Source organism: Paenibacillus paludis, from assembly GCF_042610515.1.
In the GTDB taxonomy this organism is placed as follows: domain Bacteria; phylum Bacillota; class Bacilli; order Paenibacillales; family Paenibacillaceae; genus Paenibacillus_AQ.
On record NZ_JBGJZP010000006.1, the window covers coordinates 299,659 to 318,137 of the forward strand.

An 18,479-nucleotide genomic window follows, 5' to 3' on the forward strand; every position below is an offset into this window, starting at 1 on the left:
TTAATTTTACTCAAGCTCATATATCATACCAGATTATGGGTTTTTCGTTAAAATCACAAAACACACCAGGATTGCAGTAATTATACAATTTTCCTTTTTTAAATCAGCAAATAATAAATTATTGGAGAGGGAGATATTATGGCGAATTTTAAGAATTTACTTTCCATTCAACAGCGCCTAGAGGAAAAGTCAGAGCAAATCGAAGCAATCAAACAGAGACGTCGCACACTATTCGCAGATGTTCCTGCCAATGAAAAGGAGATCATTTCTTTACATTTTGAAATTGAATTAAAAAAGCTCGAACTCTTACATATCAAACGAGAACAAATTACCGAGTTGAAGAGCTCCACGGATGTGTACGACAAGACTATGTATTTACACCAGTTAACCCGGCTTCAAAGTATCAATGAGAAATGCATCACACTATTGGTGAAACGGCTATTTGAGGAAGGTCATGGACTAGAACTAAAAAAAAGAGGGCTTGTCAGGGAATGTACCTATGTGAATCCAATGATTTTACATCAGAAAGTGTGAACCAAGGTGAATTTCTTCACTAATGACTATAATGACTATTCCTTGATGAGGAACTTTCAGATGAGTGATACAAATAAGCAAGAGTTTGCAGAAGCACTTGCTGATAGGTACATACAGCTTAAAAATCTGCTGAAACTATCGACGGAAGACCCCAAACGTCAGGAAGCCCAGAAGGAGTTTGATCGTTTCCAAAATGTCATTAATGATCTCCCAGCAGATATCTTTCGATTGGTCATGGAACGAGTAACCATAAGTGATTAAGGAGAACAGGCTTCGGCCTTGTCTCTCTATCAACTCTGATGAGGTAGTGGATAGAGAGATGCGGCTGACGTATCCAAATAGCTAAACGCAATTTTGCGTTTAGCTCTAGCAAGGAGAAGCGCACTTCATTATCAACAAAAATATTATGTAGGAGGAAAATTCAAATGAGTACTGATAACAATCATAACTACTCTTCAAAAGATTTACACAAAGAGATTACAGGATGGAACTTGCCAGAGAACCCGAAAGATTTTGCTAATATGGTGTACGCTCTTGTTTTAGAAACAGATATAGAGATCGCTCAGGCTCAGGGCAAATTGCAAGTTATTTTGTCAATGTTACTTGCGTATTCCGAGAAGGGGAATTCGTAAAGTATTTAAGATTTATACTTCGAGTATTCGTTATACGCCTCGATCAAAGGTTCAATGTAAATCTGACCAGTTGTATTTGTATTGAATTCATTTAGGAAGCTTGTGTTGAACAAATAGAATTCATGAACAATATCTTCAAATGCTGGAAGTTCTCCTTGTTTGAAGTCACTTCTGTAAAATGAATCTGCATGTTCAATGAGAGTAAATGCTTCTGTTAAATAGGCAATTGAAGATTGACGGTAACGGTCATTGTAGTTGCTGTAATAGGGCTTCCCATTTTCATCTAAATTAGTGAAGCCGCTGTAAGCATTTAAAACTTTTACCCAAAAACGATCTACGTAATCATTGATGGTTTCAATTCTGTTAGTCAAATAAATCCCTCCAAATAAAAAGTGTGTATCTTGATATTTTAGCATATTTTAGGACATTTAGTTTAGTGATTTGAAAATATACATCTCATGAGTAGTAGCCATAGCCGAGTAGATCAAACTTTTTAAATACACTCAACGCAAAAGTGCGTTAAGCCCAATTAAGAGAACGGGGATGTGGATTTGAAGTCCTTAGTAAACGATAAGCCATTAACCAAAAGTATGGTTGGAGAACGGATTTGGGCCTTGAAGTCGGTTGATTCTGAGGCATTTGCGCGGGAGCTTGAAGCGTATTTTGCACTGGGTTATCCAGGGTTCAGGGTGGTATCTGATGACTATCCCTATATCTTTTTGAGTGATGAAAGGGCACGAGAGTTAGCGAGATAGAAGAGCTGGTTAAGGGCAGTTTGGTTTTTTATTAACCAGACTCATGAGGAACTTATCGATCCAAAAATCAAAGGAGGATGCGTAATGGAACAGTGGAGTAATAATGCATGTCTGGGATACATCTTGGCAGCTCTGGAGCGTAAAGGGTGGGCGAAGGAACAGATTAGAGAAGTAACTCGTGCAGTGTATCATGAATTTGATTTCAAGACTGTCAAGGAAGCTGCCAATCTATATGAAAGATCATTTGACTAACTGCCATTACAAAGATTTAAGAGGAAACACTCGTGAAAGAATAATTAGGATCTGCTAACAACGAAAGGAGTACATATATGGGGGCTATGAGTTCATTGCCAGTGATCACTGGCAGAGCTGCTGCAGAATACCTGCAGGACTGGCTGCACATCTCAGCGATTGTGAAGGTAGCGTCGGACGACAGGAAGCATCTCTACTTCAGAGGTAAAGATCCGATTGGAAGACGGATGGAGTACCGTGTGGAGGCTATGGCTGAAGCAGATTACCATAACATTTACGAACGGACTCCAGATCCGGAGCAATCGGAAGCATGGGAATGGGCCGATGCGATCCCTGTGAGGCGTGAGGGCTAGCTCTTCAGAACTCTTAGGGGAAGGCGAAGGTCAAGCCAACTAGCAGTGTTAGGGGCTACAGCCCCACATCCTACAGCCGGAGGGCTTTAACCTTGGAGGATACTTATGGAAGAATTAATTCGCAAGGCCATGCGTTCAAGCTTGATTAACTCAAAAGAGGAAGCCCAGGAAGCGATTGAATTTGTTTCCAAACTGCTGAATTTGCAGATTAAAGAAACAATCGATAAAGAGCCGTATGCGAAAAATTGGATTGCAAGAGCTGAGGAAGCACTCCGGCTCGTCGATAATCTCTCTGAATTTGTTGACGAGAATCTGCCTGCCTGATGATGGCTCCAGTGGATTAATTGACTATTACGGGGCTACGGCCCCTCTAAAGGAGGAAATGAACAAATGAAATTCACCGCTAAAGAAAAATATGCTCTTGAGTCAGCGTTGGATGGTTACATTCTTCTAAGAGACATTCAAAAATGGCGTAGTGATGTAGCTGTGGAGGCTTGTAAGGAGTTATTGGCGTCGGCAGAATCAGCCATGGCAAAAATAAAATCATAATCCGCCTGATGAGCGCTGAGAGCGTCTTGGACCGGCTGCGGGGCTGGTTGAAACCTACCGGACGATTTATCCGGGATGGTCGCGGAATCCGCCATAGAGGAAAAGAAATCCCACTCCCTATGATATGTAAATAAACAGATTAGAGCTACATTACAAGATGGCTAATGGAGAGGAGGGAGAAGGATGGATAGCCAGACGGCTGCAAATTCACCTAATGAGGAGCGAACATGGGAAACAACAGAACGGATCAACAACGAGAATTGGACTGTTTCCGATAAGGTTATTGATTTGTTTATAATTGAAGGTTAGTGTATTTCCCGAGCCAATCAAATTATGGAGTTGGTAAAGCGCAGGCTGCTTGAACGCCCCTTGGCATAATACCTAATGGTTCTATGAGGACCAGGTAGAATCAAAAAATGTATGTATTACGAAAGGATGTGAAGATGCTGAAAGACGTTATCCATAAAGTGGAAATAAGTAATAGAAAAGCTTCCTCAGTCCTAGAAGAAGATAGAAATTTTGTCTATGTTGAAAATGGACAAGCCATGACAGACAGTCGAAGTATTGCGGACAAGTTTGGTAAGCGTCATGCGGATATTTTAAGAAGTATTAAAACGCTCGAATGCAGTGCTGAATTTACTGAACGCAATTTTGCGCTAAGCGAGTACATGGACAAATCGGGAAGAAAGAATCCGTATTACAAGGTGACTCGTGATGGATTTGTATTTCTGATTACAGGTTTTACGGGTAGGGAAGCTGCGAGGTTCAAAGAAGACTATATTGCCGCCTTTAATCAAATGGAAATCCAGTTACAGGGATTGCTTGCTTCGGCACAATCAAATCCTTTGGTTATAAGTGAAGTGGCATTTACTCAAATGAAGGAACGCGTAAAGGAAGTAGAGCAGCAACTGAACCACGTAACCAAAGAGATCACTCTCATAACGTGTGAACAGAAGATGTTGCATGCTGCTATTAGACGCAGGGTCATTTTGATGGCTAATCAACCAAGCCAGCGTCCAGGGGTTTTTAGACAATTGTACCGGTCAATCTATGCCGAATTTGAGGTTACCAGCTACAGGGATATCCGCAAAGGAGACTTGGAGAGGGCGCTGCAATATGTAGAATGCTGGAGACCGTTAGCTTAACGCGGTTTTGCGCTCAGTAGTAATACCCTCATTTACTGAACGATTCTATGCGTCAAGCGGACTGAACGCAGTCTTTCGTTAAGCGATCTCATCATTATTGCAGGATGAACGCAAAGTTGCGCTCAGAACTAGGAAGCTAAAGGGAGGTGAGAAAGCATTGGGGGAAGACATGACATTGCCACTACTAGCAACGATCTGGTTTGAACGTAGTCCGCTGCAGCATCAGGTGTTGGTGAAGAACATTATGCGATGTGAACATGAAAAAAGGTACATAAGCACTGCGAATGCTCATGTACCGGGTCCAACTAGCGGATTGATTATCTCATAGAACTTTGCATGGCGCAACACTGCCACTTAGCGCAATTTTGCGTCCAGTGTGAAGTGTGAGGAGGGCTGAGCCTTGGAACATGTTGAGCAAGTAGACCTGTTTGATTTGATCGATGTTCAACAAGACCCAAAACCCGTTGTCCTAAATGGGATGTATTACGAGCAGGCGACAGGTAAATACGTTTCGTTTGTCTGTGGGCGTAGGCACTATGAGATCCCTGCGAAAGGCTGCGGGTTGAATCGGGAATGGCAAGAGCGGACAAAACGTTTCAGAGCGATCTAAGCGTAAAAGGATACAGGAGGGGATGCCGTGGATTCCAGTGTTAATCCTCAGCCAACGGATGCACACATCAGAATATCGCACGAAATACACCGAGAGCTGATCCGGCGGAAGTTTTCTCAGCGCCAGAGGAATGTCATTGATTTTATTCTGACCTTGAGCTGGGGATGCGGGAAGCCATCGGCAATCATTCCGGAATTGAAGAATTTTCAAGAAGCAGGTATCGGTAGTAACCACATCCGTCAAGTATTAGACGGATTAGTCGCCGGAAATGTCATCCTATGGGATCAACTTATGAATATTTTCCAAGTCAATAAGCACTATGACCAATGGGAAATTGATACAGTGTCCAGTTCTGCAAAGAAATTCAAAGAACTGATTAATATGAATCTTGCCCGGCCTTCACCCAATTTATTGAAGCCTTCGATTCCTAAAAAGGGAAATGAGTCCCCGGAAGAGGAAACGGGTGCCTCAAATGGGAATCCAGTTCCCGAAAAGGGAAGTGTTATCCCAAAAGGGGAACCGAGTTCCGGAATGGGGAATCCTCCGGTTCCCGAAAAGGGAAACGAGTTCCCAAAGAAGGAATCATTCATTTCCCAAAAGGGGAAACGCACACTTCCCAAAAAGGGAAACGTCAGGCGCGATTATCCTAGTCATATCAACGGGTTCAGCGTTTCTAAAGCTAGTATTAAAGCTATCTTTAAATCTTTTAAAAGAACTACTACTACAACAATAACTACAAGGGAACCTCTAGATTTGCTAGAAGATGCTGATTCATTCCAAAGTGCCATGATCAATTACTCAAATAACTTTCTGGCAGGTAAAAAGGTTGCCCCGTTTGACGAAGAGGATTTGAAATCACTGTTTGACGACTTCGGAGGGGCATGGCTGCATGCAGCAATGAGGGCGGCTTATCGAGGTGGGCCGGAAAAACAGAACCTGTCCTATATACGAGGCATTTTAAATGGCTATCAACATCGTGGTGGCACGACTAGCCCACAAACCGAGAAGACGGACGCATCTTTTATTTCTCCAGGGAAACCCAAGACTCCTAAGGGATCGGGGAGAAATACCAGTAGAAGTGGAAAGCAGCAGATTCCGATATCTGTCGATGATGGCAGTGAAGATCCTCCTACTCCGGAAGAAATGGCTGAAATGATGCGGAAAGCTCAGGAAATAAAGGATGCCAAGGCATCAGCAAAGAGATCCGGGGGAGGGCGAAACGATAGCGGAAAAAGCAAAAAGCCGCAGATTGAAATTTGTACTCCGTCAAATCAACCACTTACTGCTGAAGAAATTTCTGTGCAAGATGAGGTGTTTGCCAAGCTTCTGGCTGAAGCAGAGGAATATGAGAAGAAACAACTAGAAAATCAGGAACAAGCAAGTTTATCGATAAGGAAAATCTAATAGAACATAAGGGGTAACTTGTCACTTTAACTAACTGAAGGGGAGTCAGGCTAACTATGAAAACTGTCAAAGAATCGAAAAAGAACCGGGGATTTCGTCCAACACGGCGGCAAAAGCAAGTGATCAGCCTGCACCGTCTTACTCCTGAGAACTGGTTAGTGCTTCGTGCTACACCTGAGCAGCTGGAGCTGCTGCACAAAAAGAAGGGTACTACTCGCGTAGTGAACTGCTTGTCGTAATTAAAGAATCATCAGAAAGATTGAACTTTGGGGAAGCAGTAGGCTCCAGAGAGGATACTCACGGTTTAAAAACAGAACATACGATCTCTTTATATTATAAAACGGTAGTTAAAGGAGGATTAATCCGATAGCAGCCGGGCAATTCGGGCAGTTACAGCTACTTTAGGAAGGAGGTACCGTTGATATGAACCAGTGTACCGCGAGTCCGATTCACCCACGTACCGTGGATATGATTAACAGTGCACTCCAGCATCTGCTTCTTAAAGACAAGGAATGCAAAATTGAGCGCCTGAAATTGCATGTATGCCCAGATTCTGAGATGGCACAATATCATTCCATTCCCACGGCTTTCGGAACACTCAGGGTATGTCCCAGCATTTATGTGACCAAAGGTGTGGCTTATGTGCTTGAAGATTCAGGGCGTGGGGAAAAGGCGTTTGCCTGGGTTTGCCGCAGATAATAAAAGGCACTAGCGATACCCAACATCGGTACGTAGTTTTGTATGATCGTACAGATGCTAACGGAGTGATTAAGGACAAGCTACTTCCGCACGAGGTAATGAGAACCAACTAACCTACAAAGGAGAGATAAATGACATGGCAAAACAACCAAAGTTTAAGAAATCAGGACTACAACCGGAAGACAAGGTAATCATGCATTCCTGCTACGAAGCACGTAAGGAAGAAAATAAGGATAAAGTTTGGACGGTGAAATCGGAGCCGTGGGACCTGTGCGGATCAGAAGTGGTGCTGTTGGAAGGAAAGAGCGGTGGCTTTGCTACTGAGTTTTTGAAGAAGGTTGAACTTCACGCCGTAGCCATCGGACCGGATCGGACAGAAATTGTAGTAGGGCATGAGCCTAATGAAGCATTAGCAGTATGGTACCGCAATTATCACAACATCCCCGAGGTTGAATGGAAGGATTACAAGGTATCTGATTTCCCAATGGACAAAAAGCTGGAGTGGGCGGATGAGGGCGGCATGACATTGCGAGAAATGATTCGCGGTATGTCAGAGTTCCCCGGAGTTGTAGGATTTCAGGACTGAGGGAGGGTTAACCACCCTCTCCCCTAAAAAGGAGCTGATAAGCGATGCACGCTGAATGCAAATATTGCGATAACCCTATGCCTCCAACAACTTGCGGCGGCGACCTGGTATGCAGCAGATGCGGCGCAGAATGGGCGGATGCACGCATGATTTGTGAGGATGAGGAATACGAGTCGCTGGATATTGACGAAGATGATGGCCCATTATTTGACGATTACGATTACGATGACGATTGGGAGGATAACCAGTATGAATGAGGCACTGAATTTATATGAAATTTCATATCCCGGATACTTTGACGAATTTCCTGATTATTCAATATTGAAAACAGCGAAATCATCTGGAGCAGCCAAATATGATGCATACCTTAGCTTTAGTGACTGTGACCCGGATATGACCTTTTTCGATTATTTGAAGATTGCTAGGGTACGCAAGGTTGGGCAGTCGAAACCAGCACCAAGCGAAACTCCGTTCCACTCTCAACATAGGATTGATATTGTCAACGCATTAATCAAAGAGATCGGCAGCAGAGGGCGGAAATTCCTTTACTCGGCCAAGTACGATCGATACGCACAGCTTAATTGGGCTTCAGGCAAACTTTGGCTGGTAGACGACTACACCGGGACCCCATTGCTTTTGCATGAATCGATGCCCGATGAACACTACCATTTCAGCCACGGTGGCACGTTGTGGGGCTTGATGTGTGACTTCCGGGATTATATCAATGGTGACGATGATGCTAATCACAACAACGGTTATGGCGGCCTGTATTGCCCACATTGGGGATACCCAGAAGAGGACATGCAAGCAGTCCGGTATATGGCTGTGGAGTTGGGATACTTGAAACCAAGAGAGGCTGCTCAGAAAGCAGCGACTAAGCGAAATTGATTTGCCTTCATTGCGGCAATAGGTGCCATGAAGTAGGAGAGTACGCCTTCCAGTGCAGCGTCTGTAAAAAGAAATTTGAACAAAGTTCTTGGGATTTTGAGTTGGAAGAGACAGAGGGCTTATCGGGGGGGGAGTGTGGGGGATTGAAGAACTTTCAGGTCACAGAGCTAAACATCTCATTGGTGCCGGTAGATTGGTTGTTTGCCCGATACCAAAAGTTGAAAAAATCAGTGAAGACAACTTCTTCACATGCTGTGCAACAGGAACTGATGATCATAAAGGAGCATTTGGAGAAAACAGGTAAATCATCAGTCAGTAGTTGCGATGAAGAAGTGGAACAAATTGAAATGAATATACCTGTAGCCATTCGGCAGCAATACGTTTCTATCGTAGAGTACCGCTTAAAGCAATATTACCAAGCAAATAAGCGTAAACACTGGTTAGACGTAGAACTTCAAAAAGTTAAGCCGAAGGAGCCGAAAGTTACAGCTGGAATGGAGCTTACCGGTGTCAGTGGCCGATCAGGACTTCCGCATTCTTCCACCGAGCACGCAGTCATGAGCATGTTTGATAGAGCTGAACGCCTCCAGGATGAGATTTGGGAGGTGGAGGATCAGTTATATCCCATGGAAAAGGCCTTGCGTAGTCTTGATCCTGATCAACTCAGGCTTATTGAGGCTAAATACTTTTGCCGCGAGGAAGCATTGGATGAGTATCTCATGAACAATTTCAACTGGTACCGCGCTAAATATTATCAGGTTAAAAAAACAGCACTTATTTTACTGGCCCAGTCCTTACGAATTATTTAAAGAATGATCAGGGAGTCTATTTTGCTCCTTACCTATATTGTAGAAAGGATGAGTGGTATGGACTTTGATTATCCAGTATTCAATGCAGCGCAAATGCTCAGATTTGTTAAAGAGGATGCTTATCTCAAATGGATGTATACCGATCTTTTGAAAAAAGGGCATGCCTCTGAAACAGCACTAGAAGTCCTGTTTAACGGAAATGTATTGGGGGATTCTGCCATGACTGATGAATATGAATCATTTGCCAAAGAAGGAGAAAAAAATAATGCTAATGGTATATAAAGGTCGCCTGTACGCAGGGGACATCTTTGAAGGAGAGATTCAAGGCCTCTTTGTACAAGTACAAGTTTTTTCAGAGCCATCCTCGTATGGGATATCAGAAGGTCGAATCAGTCGGTTGACCGTGTATCCGGATCAACAAAAAGAGTTCTGTAAAAGGCTGGCCAATTATGATCGGGGCTGGCATGGTAAACCTCCAGAAGACAGCAAGATTCGTGCAGTTATTGAAGCGGTAGTTAGGTGGTTTGATGATCAAGTACTAGACTGGTCTATTGAGGCCTCACGATAGATTCCGATGAGTCCACCAGGTTAGGAGGTAAGTTATGGAGCTAGGTTTGTTTGAACAAATGCTTTTGTGCCGGGTATTAACAGAAGCAGATTATAAAGAAGTTCAATATGCACATTCAAATGATAGATGCCATGTGTTTCACACTGATATCGGTTTGGTGGCTGTCGATCGGGAAACGGGGAAATTCGATTCCAAGGATTATAAACAGATGTTTCGATAAAACCGTGTGTGAAGAATGGTAGATGCATACGGTTCAACCAGGAAGGAGCAGTAACATGTACCGGACGCAGATTGTTAATGAAATAAGCGATGCACTGCAATACTGCGCGAGCTGCCCGCAACGTGTGGCACTTATGCAAGAGTTCGGAAGCATTTTTTCGCGAATTGATGGTTACTGCAACAGGGAATGTCCGGTAGGCGGCCTGCTGCAGCTTAGAGGCAAGGAACTGGAAAGGGGCGTACGCAGTGAAGCGAATCATCTATGTTGCCGGAGTGAACCGGAAGCACCTGGCAGAACAAGCAAGCAGCGTCCCTTACTGGCTCCTGAGTGCCACGCTGCTACGGAAGTATCCATCTTGGCTTGAGCGATATCTGAGATTCAGAACGGTTATATGGGACCCCGGGACGTTTACAGAGGATTGCATATCTTATCAAGGTTACCGGGCTTATATTGACCATATGTGAAATCCCGGCACCAATACATACAATATGACGAGATAGGCAACCCAGAGGCGACGGAATGGTATCTGAAGGACATGCGGAGCCGAGGCCCGTACCCATCCTGCAGCCAGGCGGCGATGAAAGTATGCTGCAGACGGAATCACTGCTCTTTATTGGCGGGCTGGTCCCGATGAACGAGCTCAGCCGTATGCAATATCTGGATGGACTGCTGAGCAGCAGCATTCGGGCAAAGCTTCAACTTTTGGGAATGATGCGGCATGAATGGTTCGCGCCGTACTCGGCGGCTATTCTGGGCGACAACACCAGCTGGATACCACGGAGTGAGTGGAACCGACGGAAGACTCCGGAAGAATGGATGCGAGAATACGGTGAGCAATGGGTGCTACATCAGCCGCGAAAGACGGTGCAATTAACACTATTCTAGGAGGATATAAGTGAGGGGTATTGTCATAGTGAACACAATATGCGTACTAAGGGGATTATTGAATGGAATGTCCACATTGTTCTGAGGAGACTATGGATTGGACTAATTTGGAATGTAAAAGTTGTGGTGCAAATGAGTCAAATGATTATATTCCAGATAATAGCAAATTAGGGATTTGTAAAAAATGTTCCAATGAAAAAATGATCAATAAAGATGAACTTTGTAACCACTGCTTTGTCTTTGGAAAATAAAACACTTCACCATTATTCACGATATCGCTGGATGTAAGGATACTTAATGAAAAAAATCGTAATCAATAATAGACAGAAACTGTTAAGGAGTGAGAATAATGAAAAAAATAGGTGTTCATGATGTGTTTATAGGTTGTGGTGCTAAAGAAGATGAACCTGAATGTGAGTGCGAATGGGCTACTTGTAATTGCGGTTATCCTGATTGTTTGGTAAGGGAAGATGGCACCTACCATAGCGGAAATTGTGACCATGATACAAATCCAAGAGCTTACGATTAGTAGTTCACACTTCGAAGACACTGAGCAGTTGACGCATGCTGTGAATCAAGAAAGGGGTAAGGGAAATGGAAAGATTCTATACAGGTGGAACGGAATATGTCTTGGATTTTTCAATTCGCAAAGGACAGTATCAGATTTGCGAAATACTAGATGATGAAACTTGCGATTTTAATGTCGTGTACTCTGGCAATTATGCTGATTGTCAGAAACATGCAGCAGATATCAAAGCTAGAAATGCTGATTTTGATTACGATCTATGAAGAAAGCGACTAATTGCTGCTGGAGCACTCCTGATGAAACCTATGTCGGAAAAATCGTATGTTCGCATTGTGAAAGGGAGACTGTGCTAGTCGATGTATGTATTAACTGTGGCTGTGGGGATTGTGACGAAATGGATAGATGCGATTACGATCCTGAATATGACGATTTGAACATTTAGTGCGCCGTACGAAGACACTGGCGGTAGACGCATATAGCGAAGAAGGGTTGATCGTATGAAACAGAAAGTTTGGTTTTTATTAGACGGCATAGACACGGTAGAAACAGTCGATGTCGATAGCGATAAAGAAATAAAGGCGTATTTAGTCGAGGAACATATGACGGACGAAATTCTGATTTATCACGTTGAGTAATGCACGTTACGATGAAAGGAAGATTCATTTGGGCGGAAAATGTGGAACTTGTGGTACTTATTTACCCTGCATATCAAGTCGTATCTGTGCAGAATTGTTGGCTTTTGCTGATTTTGGTGTTAGCTTTTGCTATTTTTCTTGAGTTATCAACCTATTAGTGAATCTCTCATTGATTTTCCTATTTATCGCACTTCCATATTACAATGCGTAATTTGGTTTTTTTTGTATTTATAGCAGGACTTTCCCCTTAATTTGTAGAAATTTATGGAGATGAAATTTTTCACCAAAAATAGATTTATTAGCGTCCATCCAAGCATTTTTCTTTTCGTATGTATTCAGTAACTATAAAAGTAGCCTAAGCAAGAAGGATTACAAGTAGAAACTCTTTTATCTATTTGACATGATCGTCGGATGGCGTAATAAGTACAAGCTGAAAAAATAACTTAAAAAAATATGAGTAGTCCAAAAAAAATTCCACAAAGATGGTGGTGTCTTATGGAAATACCTAATGAAACTGATGCAATTGATTTTGTGATTAACTTATATAATTCTTTAAATCATTATATATCAGACTTTATTGGTACAGATATAGAATTTTATTTTGAGGAGCAAAACGAAGAAGAAGAAGAAGAAGAAGAAGAAGAAGAAGACAGTTTTTCATTAGGAGCTAGACTTAATTTTAAATCTTCAATGAGAGAGTTTGATGAAGAAATATTCGATACATTATTGAGACCTATAGAACTTACAATTGGGAAAATAATTAATGAAGGTGAGTTGAAAGCGAAGTTAAGGCTTTCAATTGTTGAAGATTCTTCTATGAATTTGATCTTTCCTACACATGATGAAGAAACTGAAGATATTAAGTTAAGGCAATTGGAATTTATCGAAGAACTTAATGAAATAAGCTTAAAAACATATGAGGCAGCTCCTGTTAGTGTGGGAGTTTTTTATTGTTTGAATGATAAAGCTTTCGATGAACTAAATGAATTCGACTTCGAATATATTCCAATTCAAAACAAAAAGTCGCTTAAGTTATTCATTGAAGGTGAAAAACCTTTATTAAAACTCATTGATAATAAATCCTTATCCTTGGTCGTCAATAATGAATTTCAAGTAGTAGGGTTTGTAAAGAAGATAAAAGACAGCAAAAGTATTTATGAAGTAATTGAAGCTGTCTATTTTTCTAAAAGTATTCCTTCAATCTTAGTTGCAAGCTTGAAGGCGTACAATGCTCTCATAGAAAAAAGTGCAACCCAAATTTATAAGGAAAGAGAAATGTTCGAGGAACCTTTCACAGATGATGAATTATCAGCAGTCTTGGGTAACGTCATGAGGTTATTTAAATATCCAGATGAGGAATTAGAAAAGTTAATAAAGACCAAAAAAAATAAATTTGAAAACTTTATTTTTATAGAAATTAATAATCGTGAGATACAATGGCTCAGTCAATATAATTTTGTTCTTTCATTAGAAAATAAAAGATGGAAAGCAAAACAATATGGCTTATTGTTTTCTTTACTATTTAGTTTTTCTAGCCCCCAAGTACTAAATATTTTAGGAATGTCCATAAGAGATAAATCAACCTTACTTTCTTCATTTACGGAAAGAGCAAAAAAAAGCCTGTACTTATTTAGTCTTATACGTAAATTATCTAGAAATAATAATGGAGCATTATTCGTTATTCTAAATAATCCAAAAGAGAAACTGGGGTTAAATAAAAGAGAAGTTAGACAACTTTTGAAAAAACCAATTTTTAAATTAAAAACAACTGAACCTGAATATAAATTGATTCTTTCAGGAACTCATGATCAATCAAAAAATATTGAAGAAGTAGATATGCATTTGTTGGAGTCTATAGCTTGTATAGATGGTGCAGTAATATTGGATACAAACTATAATATTTTGTCCTTTGGTGAAATGATCCAGCCCGCTAAAAAGAGCAAGGACAGTGAAATTGCATTTGGTGCGAGAACTAATGCTAGTATTAATGCTTCTTACTATGGACTAGCGATTAAAGTTTCTGAAGATGGTGATATTTCAGTTTTTAAAGACGGCAACATCGTACTTAAAATTTAATAGCATTTCATTGGATTCTATTCATAAGGTAGCCCGCTCTAGGGCATATTAAAGTAAGCAAAGAATATATGAGGTGAATGGAAGATGGACGAATCAACTTATAGTTCTCCTAAAAAGAATATTGTTCTATTTCTACACGGATTCACCAGTGGTAATGCTACTTGGGAATCTGATGGATTAACACTACCTGATTTGCTATTAAAAGATGATGAGATTAAAAATAACTTTGATATGGCTTATGTTGATTACTATACTAAAATAGCTGATTTTAAAGAAGTTAGGGCTGGATTAAATATTTTTAAGATGCTGTTTAAGAACAGATCCACATATGTCCCAATAAATAATGGAGTCATAACTTTAGGTGATTTTGTTTATGATAAGATTTTTTTGAATTACGATGATTATGAAAATATCATTATTACCGGACATAGTATGGGGGGATTAATAGCTAAATATTGTATATTGGAGAATATAGAGAGATATGGATCTAATCAAAAAATAAAATTATTTTTATCGCTATCTACCCCGCACATGGGGTCCAATTGGGGTGCTTTAGGTAAGAATTTGTTTAATAACAAACAAATAATAGACCTTGCTCCATTGAGTGATACGTTAGATGAACTAAATCGTGATTGGCATGACAAACAAGAAGTGATCCCAAGAACTATATATTTCTATGGTAAAGACGACCTTGTTGTAAATGAAAATAGCGCAGTAGCATACGGAGCAGAAAAAAGTGATATTTTTGCTTGTGATGATGACCATTTTTCTATTACTAAACCAGATAGATTTCAGAAAAATACTATCTTAGCTATAAAAAAAGAATTAATTAAATTCATACACAAGGTAAATATGGAAACAAGTTTAGAAATAAAAAAACTAAAAGATGGAAAAAGCTTAGATAATGAAATCTTTGCTATTAAATTACTTATTGCAGATGTTCATTCAGGACTTGTTGAAGGAGCGAAAGAATCTTTTTTTAATGCCGAATATGCTACACGTGCTTTGTTAGCTCAGGGGATAACCCAGGAAAAATTAGATAGCTTATATGTTTTAATACATGATGTTTATATTGACGCTTTTTCGAAATTATGCAGCAATGAAATAAAAGACAGTAATGCGTTAGTACGTGAAGTGAAAAACCAAATTCGTGATAATAATGACACTTTTTTATCAGCAACGGAAACACATAAAATTTTAAATGCTTACCACAAGAATGGGATGCTTCAACAACTTGCTAATAATTTTGATGAAGATATTTGGTGGGCAAAAGGCCATAATATTAAAAATTTCGAGGAACTGAGAAGGAACAAAAGCTTATGAAAAAGGTCCCTTTTATTATTCCTGAACTAGACTTAGGAGTTCGTATACAACGCTTAATGGTAATAATTCATAAACTGGGGTTGAATAAAAACAAGAAAGCAGTTCTTGATAATGAAAAGATAGCTATTTTCGATTTTTTGGTTAAAAATCCATATATCTTAAATGAAGTTTTGAAAACAGAGGGAAAGGCAAATACTATTGATATAGGTGAAACAGATTATGGCACCATAGATTCGCTTTATCCAAGTGTTATTTCACTGCTTGATTATGGGTCCATAAAAGGATACCTTCAAATTCTTGTAACATTAGATTTTATCGAGATACAAGTGAATGAAACAATCTTTTATATCTCTACCACAAAAGGCGAAAGATTAATCACTGAAGATGAATCTCCCTACTTATTAAGAATAGAGCAACTTAGTTTAGCTGTACTTCCTCTGCGGAACTTCTCAACATTACAGTTAATAAAGAAAATCAGACCATTTATTAAAGGAGTTTAGGACATGGGAGAAAAGGTCATTGTTTCATCCCCTTCTTTATTTGTTGAAAAACTAGTGATTGTTGGGAGAAAGAAAAATTATATCGTTTCATTTACAAAAGGATTAAATATCATTTATGGTGATTCAGACACGGGGAAGTCGAGCATTCTTAATATAATTAATTACTGCCTTGGTGGTTCTGAAATTGATATGTATTCGGAGTTAGAGATGAATGGACTGTATTGTCTTCTACAAGTAAGTTTAAACGGAACGCAATTCACAATAAAGCGTGATTTATTTGATACAAGTGCTTTTGTCGAGGTTTTTAATTCTGACATTGCAAATATAGATACCATCTTTCCAAGAGAATATGGTCCGAATTACAAAAAATCTGGACAAGATGGCTATTTTTCTGATTTTATGCTACAGGCTTTAAATCTTCCTATTATTAAGGTCAGACAAGCTCCCACAAAAGATGATTCTTCTCAGGTTCGTTTGAGCTTTCGAGATATTTTTAAATATTGTTATTTAGATCAAGATGATGTGGGGAGTAAGAATTTACTAGATAATAAGAATTTTTCCCAGTATAACAAGGTTAAACAAACATTTAAATTTATACATAAACTATTAGACACTCAAATAGCTGATTTAGAGGAAGACATAGGTAATAAAACTGCTCTAAAAAAGGAGAAAGAGGAAAGTTATAAGAATATATCTTCATTTTTTCGAGAAACACAATTAGGTACTCTAGAAAGTTTAAATGAAGAATTAGAAATTATCGCAGATAAAATGGACAAGGTTCAAAGCGATATCAAAACAATAACAAGTAATATGACATCCGATACAATGCAATTCGATGAAATACGTCAAACAATACAGCAATTTCAAGATAAGATAAATCAAAAATCAATTGAAAAAAGAAACAAAGAAACCCAACTGGAACAAAAATTACGTTTGAAAAAGAACTATCAATTGGATAAGGAAAAACTTGAATCTTCTTTAAACATCACAAAAAGGCTTCCGCGAAGTGAATCAATTAATGTTGATTGCCCTATATGTGAAAGGGGAATGAGCTTTGACTTTTTACAAACTAAATTAGGAGCTAACTCTACTAATACTATTGAAGTGGAAATTAGACATATAAACTCTCATATTAAATCAATCGAAAGTTTTATTGAAGACGAACGGCAACAAATTACAACAATCGATAATCAAATTAGATTACTCGTAGAAAATCTAAATAAATACAAGGATTTTCTTGATATTGAAACTAATAAATTTATATCTCCTTATGTTCAACAGCGTGATATTGTAATGTCCAGCAAGGCTTCATTAATTGAAGAAAAGAAAAAAATAGAGCATTTTAAAAAATTAAGAAAGCAACTGAATGAGCTATTTAATGAAGGGGAAGTACTTAGCACTCAAATACTTTCATTAAAAGGGCAACTTGAAAATTTAAAGCTAACTACACCGTCAATAAATGCAGTATTACAAGATATAACAGATCATTTGGATGAGTTTTTAAAATTTATCCCTATAAGAAATCCTTCAGATATTTCTGTGAGTGAAAAAACATTTCTACCTGTAGTTAGGAATCGTGATTACGTGAAACTTACATCTGGAGGTTTAAGAACCCTTGTAAGTATAGGTTTTCTTATGAGCATTTTAAAGAATTCAATTCTTAAAGATACCTATTATCCACGATTTCTAATGATAGATACAGTGGGGAAGTATATTGGTAAAACAGCTACAAGAATTAAACTTTCAGAGACCCCAGTTAATCAAAATAATTTAGTAAACCAATATATTCAACAACAAAATGAAGATACAGATGTAGCAGAAGATTTAATAGAAAATATAACTGATCCTCACAAATATAAGAATCTATATGAATTTTTTATTGGATTCAATAAAAAATATAATCATCAAATGCAGATAATTATTGTGGATAATGACCTTCCGGCAGATGTAGAAGATGAATTGCAACAATTTGTTGTTAAACATTTTAAAGTAGATGGTAGCAATGAATGTGAAATTGGTCTAATTGATGATGCTCAATTTGAACATCAATTAAAGCTGCAGAAATAAGAATTTACAATGTATTGCTGAATTTGTTAATTTAGCAGTAATTGACTTTTAGCAAAGAATTGATTATTGTGAATTTATATTAATCTAACGGAAGCACCGTAAAATAAGGCATCAATTTGATGCCCTTTTTTAACGGTGCTATTTTTATGTGAAGGCGGGCTACAATGAAAAAAATAGAAGATTATTACGAGTCTGTACCTTGAAACAAATTGAAAACTGTCTTCAATCGCGCGTTGAAGTAGAGGTATGGTTTGAAGATAGGTTTGAGGGTAGAGGGGTTATAAAGTCATACAATGAAAATTGCTTGCGCTTAGGTAATGAGCACTATTTTCATAAAAATGTGACATTTATACTTTTAATAATTATTTTTATGTAGTACCAAAAACCTAAATATTTTTGGAGATATTGTTATTATACCTAGAATTAAGTCGTAGGTAAATATATAATATAGGTAAATATTGTA

At 38.9% G+C, this 18,479-nt stretch carries 30 protein-coding genes; 29 read left to right on the forward strand and 1 reads right to left on the reverse strand.

Features of this window, described 5'->3' with window-relative positions; translation table 11 throughout:
* Positions 1-138 precede the first annotated feature (138 nt).
* The 3 genes from ACAN56_RS14170 (at position 139) to ACAN56_RS14180 (ending at position 1,166) form a co-directional block, all read left to right on the forward strand.
* Positions 139-534: a hypothetical protein gene (locus ACAN56_RS14170; protein ID WP_342436772.1), complete on the forward strand. Its 396-nt coding sequence runs from the start codon at positions 139-141 to the stop codon at positions 532-534.
* 60 nt (positions 535-594) lie between these two features.
* A complete protein-coding gene (locus ACAN56_RS14175) occupies positions 595-795 on the forward strand; it encodes a hypothetical protein (RefSeq protein WP_379143526.1) in 201 nt (66 codons plus the stop codon).
* Positions 796-959: 164 nt separating this feature from the next.
* Positions 960-1,166 (forward strand): hypothetical protein, encoded by a 207-nt coding sequence (locus ACAN56_RS14180; RefSeq protein WP_379143528.1) that lies wholly within the window; start codon positions 960-962, stop codon positions 1,164-1,166.
* A gap of 5 nt (positions 1,167-1,171) precedes the next feature.
* On the opposite strand, the gene ACAN56_RS14185 is transcribed toward ACAN56_RS14180, so the two are convergent.
* Entirely contained in the window at positions 1,172-1,537 is a 366-nt protein-coding gene (locus ACAN56_RS14185) for a hypothetical protein (protein WP_379143530.1), read from the reverse strand.
* 468 nt (positions 1,538-2,005) lie between these two features.
* Between ACAN56_RS14185 and ACAN56_RS14190 the strand changes: the two genes are divergently transcribed.
* From ACAN56_RS14190 to ACAN56_RS14315, 26 genes are all read left to right on the forward strand, one after another.
* Entirely contained in the window at positions 2,006-2,173 is a 168-nt protein-coding gene (locus ACAN56_RS14190; protein WP_379143532.1) for a hypothetical protein, read from the forward strand.
* Positions 2,174-2,250: 77 nt separating this feature from the next.
* Positions 2,251-2,526: a hypothetical protein gene (locus ACAN56_RS14195; protein WP_379143534.1), complete on the forward strand. Its 276-nt coding sequence runs from the start codon at positions 2,251-2,253 to the stop codon at positions 2,524-2,526.
* A 105-nt stretch (positions 2,527-2,631) separates the two neighbouring features.
* A complete protein-coding gene (locus ACAN56_RS14200) occupies positions 2,632-2,850 on the forward strand; it encodes a hypothetical protein (RefSeq protein ID WP_341377927.1) in 219 nt (72 codons plus the stop codon).
* Between the two features lie 66 nt (positions 2,851-2,916).
* Positions 2,917-3,075, forward strand: coding sequence for a hypothetical protein (locus ACAN56_RS14205; RefSeq protein ID WP_379143536.1), 159 nt, complete (start codon positions 2,917-2,919; stop codon positions 3,073-3,075).
* Positions 3,076-3,258: 183 nt separating this feature from the next.
* Positions 3,259-3,384 carry a hypothetical protein gene (locus ACAN56_RS14210; protein ID WP_379143538.1) on the forward strand — a complete coding sequence of 42 codons (126 nt, stop codon included), beginning with the start codon at positions 3,259-3,261 and terminating at the stop codon, positions 3,382-3,384.
* Positions 3,385-3,518: 134 nt separating this feature from the next.
* Positions 3,519-4,220, forward strand: a complete 702-nt coding sequence (locus ACAN56_RS14215) for a Rha family transcriptional regulator (RefSeq protein WP_379143540.1) — start codon at positions 3,519-3,521, stop codon at positions 4,218-4,220.
* Positions 4,221-4,620: 400 nt separating this feature from the next.
* Complete coding sequence (locus ACAN56_RS14220) at positions 4,621-4,830, forward strand: hypothetical protein (RefSeq protein WP_341377932.1); 210 nt, start codon at positions 4,621-4,623, stop codon at positions 4,828-4,830.
* A gap of 27 nt (positions 4,831-4,857) precedes the next feature.
* Positions 4,858-6,234 (forward strand): replication protein, encoded by a 1,377-nt coding sequence (locus ACAN56_RS14225; protein ID WP_379143542.1) that lies wholly within the window; start codon positions 4,858-4,860, stop codon positions 6,232-6,234.
* Between the two features lie 56 nt (positions 6,235-6,290).
* Positions 6,291-6,473: a DUF6906 family protein gene (locus ACAN56_RS14230; RefSeq protein ID WP_379143544.1), complete on the forward strand. Its 183-nt coding sequence runs from the start codon at positions 6,291-6,293 to the stop codon at positions 6,471-6,473.
* Between the two features lie 184 nt (positions 6,474-6,657).
* A complete protein-coding gene (locus tag ACAN56_RS14235; protein WP_379143546.1) occupies positions 6,658-6,933 on the forward strand; it encodes a hypothetical protein in 276 nt (91 codons plus the stop codon).
* A 136-nt stretch (positions 6,934-7,069) separates the two neighbouring features.
* Positions 7,070-7,519: a hypothetical protein gene (locus ACAN56_RS14240; RefSeq protein WP_379143548.1), complete on the forward strand. Its 450-nt coding sequence runs from the start codon at positions 7,070-7,072 to the stop codon at positions 7,517-7,519.
* A 44-nt stretch (positions 7,520-7,563) separates the two neighbouring features.
* A complete protein-coding gene (locus ACAN56_RS14245) occupies positions 7,564-7,776 on the forward strand; it encodes a hypothetical protein (protein ID WP_379143550.1) in 213 nt (70 codons plus the stop codon).
* Positions 7,769-8,407, forward strand: coding sequence for a hypothetical protein (locus tag ACAN56_RS14250; RefSeq protein WP_379143552.1), 639 nt, complete (start codon positions 7,769-7,771; stop codon positions 8,405-8,407). The genes ACAN56_RS14245 and ACAN56_RS14250 overlap by 8 nt, the downstream gene beginning before the upstream one ends.
* 143 nt (positions 8,408-8,550) lie before the next feature.
* Positions 8,551-9,216, forward strand: a complete 666-nt coding sequence (locus ACAN56_RS14255) for a hypothetical protein (RefSeq protein WP_379143554.1) — start codon at positions 8,551-8,553, stop codon at positions 9,214-9,216.
* A gap of 57 nt (positions 9,217-9,273) precedes the next feature.
* On the forward strand, positions 9,274-9,498 hold the full coding sequence (locus ACAN56_RS14260) for a hypothetical protein (RefSeq protein ID WP_379143556.1): 225 nt from the start codon (positions 9,274-9,276) through the stop codon (positions 9,496-9,498).
* Entirely contained in the window at positions 9,482-9,784 is a 303-nt protein-coding gene (locus ACAN56_RS14265) for a DUF7678 domain-containing protein (RefSeq protein WP_379143558.1), read from the forward strand. Before ACAN56_RS14260 ends, ACAN56_RS14265 begins: the two co-directional genes overlap by 17 nt.
* 34 nt (positions 9,785-9,818) lie before the next feature.
* Complete coding sequence (locus ACAN56_RS14270) at positions 9,819-10,004, forward strand: hypothetical protein (RefSeq protein WP_379143560.1); 186 nt, start codon at positions 9,819-9,821, stop codon at positions 10,002-10,004.
* Between the two features lie 55 nt (positions 10,005-10,059).
* Positions 10,060-10,368, forward strand: coding sequence for a zinc-finger domain-containing protein (locus ACAN56_RS14275; RefSeq protein WP_379143562.1), 309 nt, complete (start codon positions 10,060-10,062; stop codon positions 10,366-10,368).
* Positions 10,369-10,523: 155 nt separating this feature from the next.
* Positions 10,524-10,889: a hypothetical protein gene (locus tag ACAN56_RS14280; RefSeq protein WP_379143564.1), complete on the forward strand. Its 366-nt coding sequence runs from the start codon at positions 10,524-10,526 to the stop codon at positions 10,887-10,889.
* 349 nt (positions 10,890-11,238) lie between these two features.
* Positions 11,239-11,418 (forward strand): hypothetical protein, encoded by a 180-nt coding sequence (locus ACAN56_RS14285; protein WP_379143566.1) that lies wholly within the window; start codon positions 11,239-11,241, stop codon positions 11,416-11,418.
* A gap of 65 nt (positions 11,419-11,483) precedes the next feature.
* Positions 11,484-11,678, forward strand: a complete 195-nt coding sequence (locus tag ACAN56_RS14290) for a hypothetical protein (protein ID WP_379143568.1) — start codon at positions 11,484-11,486, stop codon at positions 11,676-11,678.
* Between the two features lie 234 nt (positions 11,679-11,912).
* Positions 11,913-12,050, forward strand: coding sequence for a hypothetical protein (locus tag ACAN56_RS14295; RefSeq protein ID WP_379143570.1), 138 nt, complete (start codon positions 11,913-11,915; stop codon positions 12,048-12,050).
* Positions 12,051-12,545: 495 nt separating this feature from the next.
* Positions 12,546-14,126: a diadenylate cyclase gene (locus ACAN56_RS14300; protein WP_379143572.1), complete on the forward strand. Its 1,581-nt coding sequence runs from the start codon at positions 12,546-12,548 to the stop codon at positions 14,124-14,126.
* Positions 14,127-14,210: 84 nt separating this feature from the next.
* Positions 14,211-15,449, forward strand: a complete 1,239-nt coding sequence (locus ACAN56_RS14305; protein WP_379143574.1) for an ABC-three component system protein — start codon at positions 14,211-14,213, stop codon at positions 15,447-15,449.
* The gene (locus tag ACAN56_RS14310) at positions 15,446-15,949 is read left to right on the forward strand and encodes an ABC-three component system middle component 4 (protein ID WP_379143576.1); all 504 of its coding nucleotides are present in this window, start codon (positions 15,446-15,448) and stop codon (positions 15,947-15,949) included. The genes ACAN56_RS14305 and ACAN56_RS14310 overlap by 4 nt, the downstream gene beginning before the upstream one ends.
* A 3-nt stretch (positions 15,950-15,952) precedes the next feature.
* Positions 15,953-18,016 (forward strand): hypothetical protein, encoded by a 2,064-nt coding sequence (locus ACAN56_RS14315; protein ID WP_379143578.1) that lies wholly within the window; start codon positions 15,953-15,955, stop codon positions 18,014-18,016.
* The last annotated feature ends 463 nt before the right edge of the window (positions 18,017-18,479 follow it).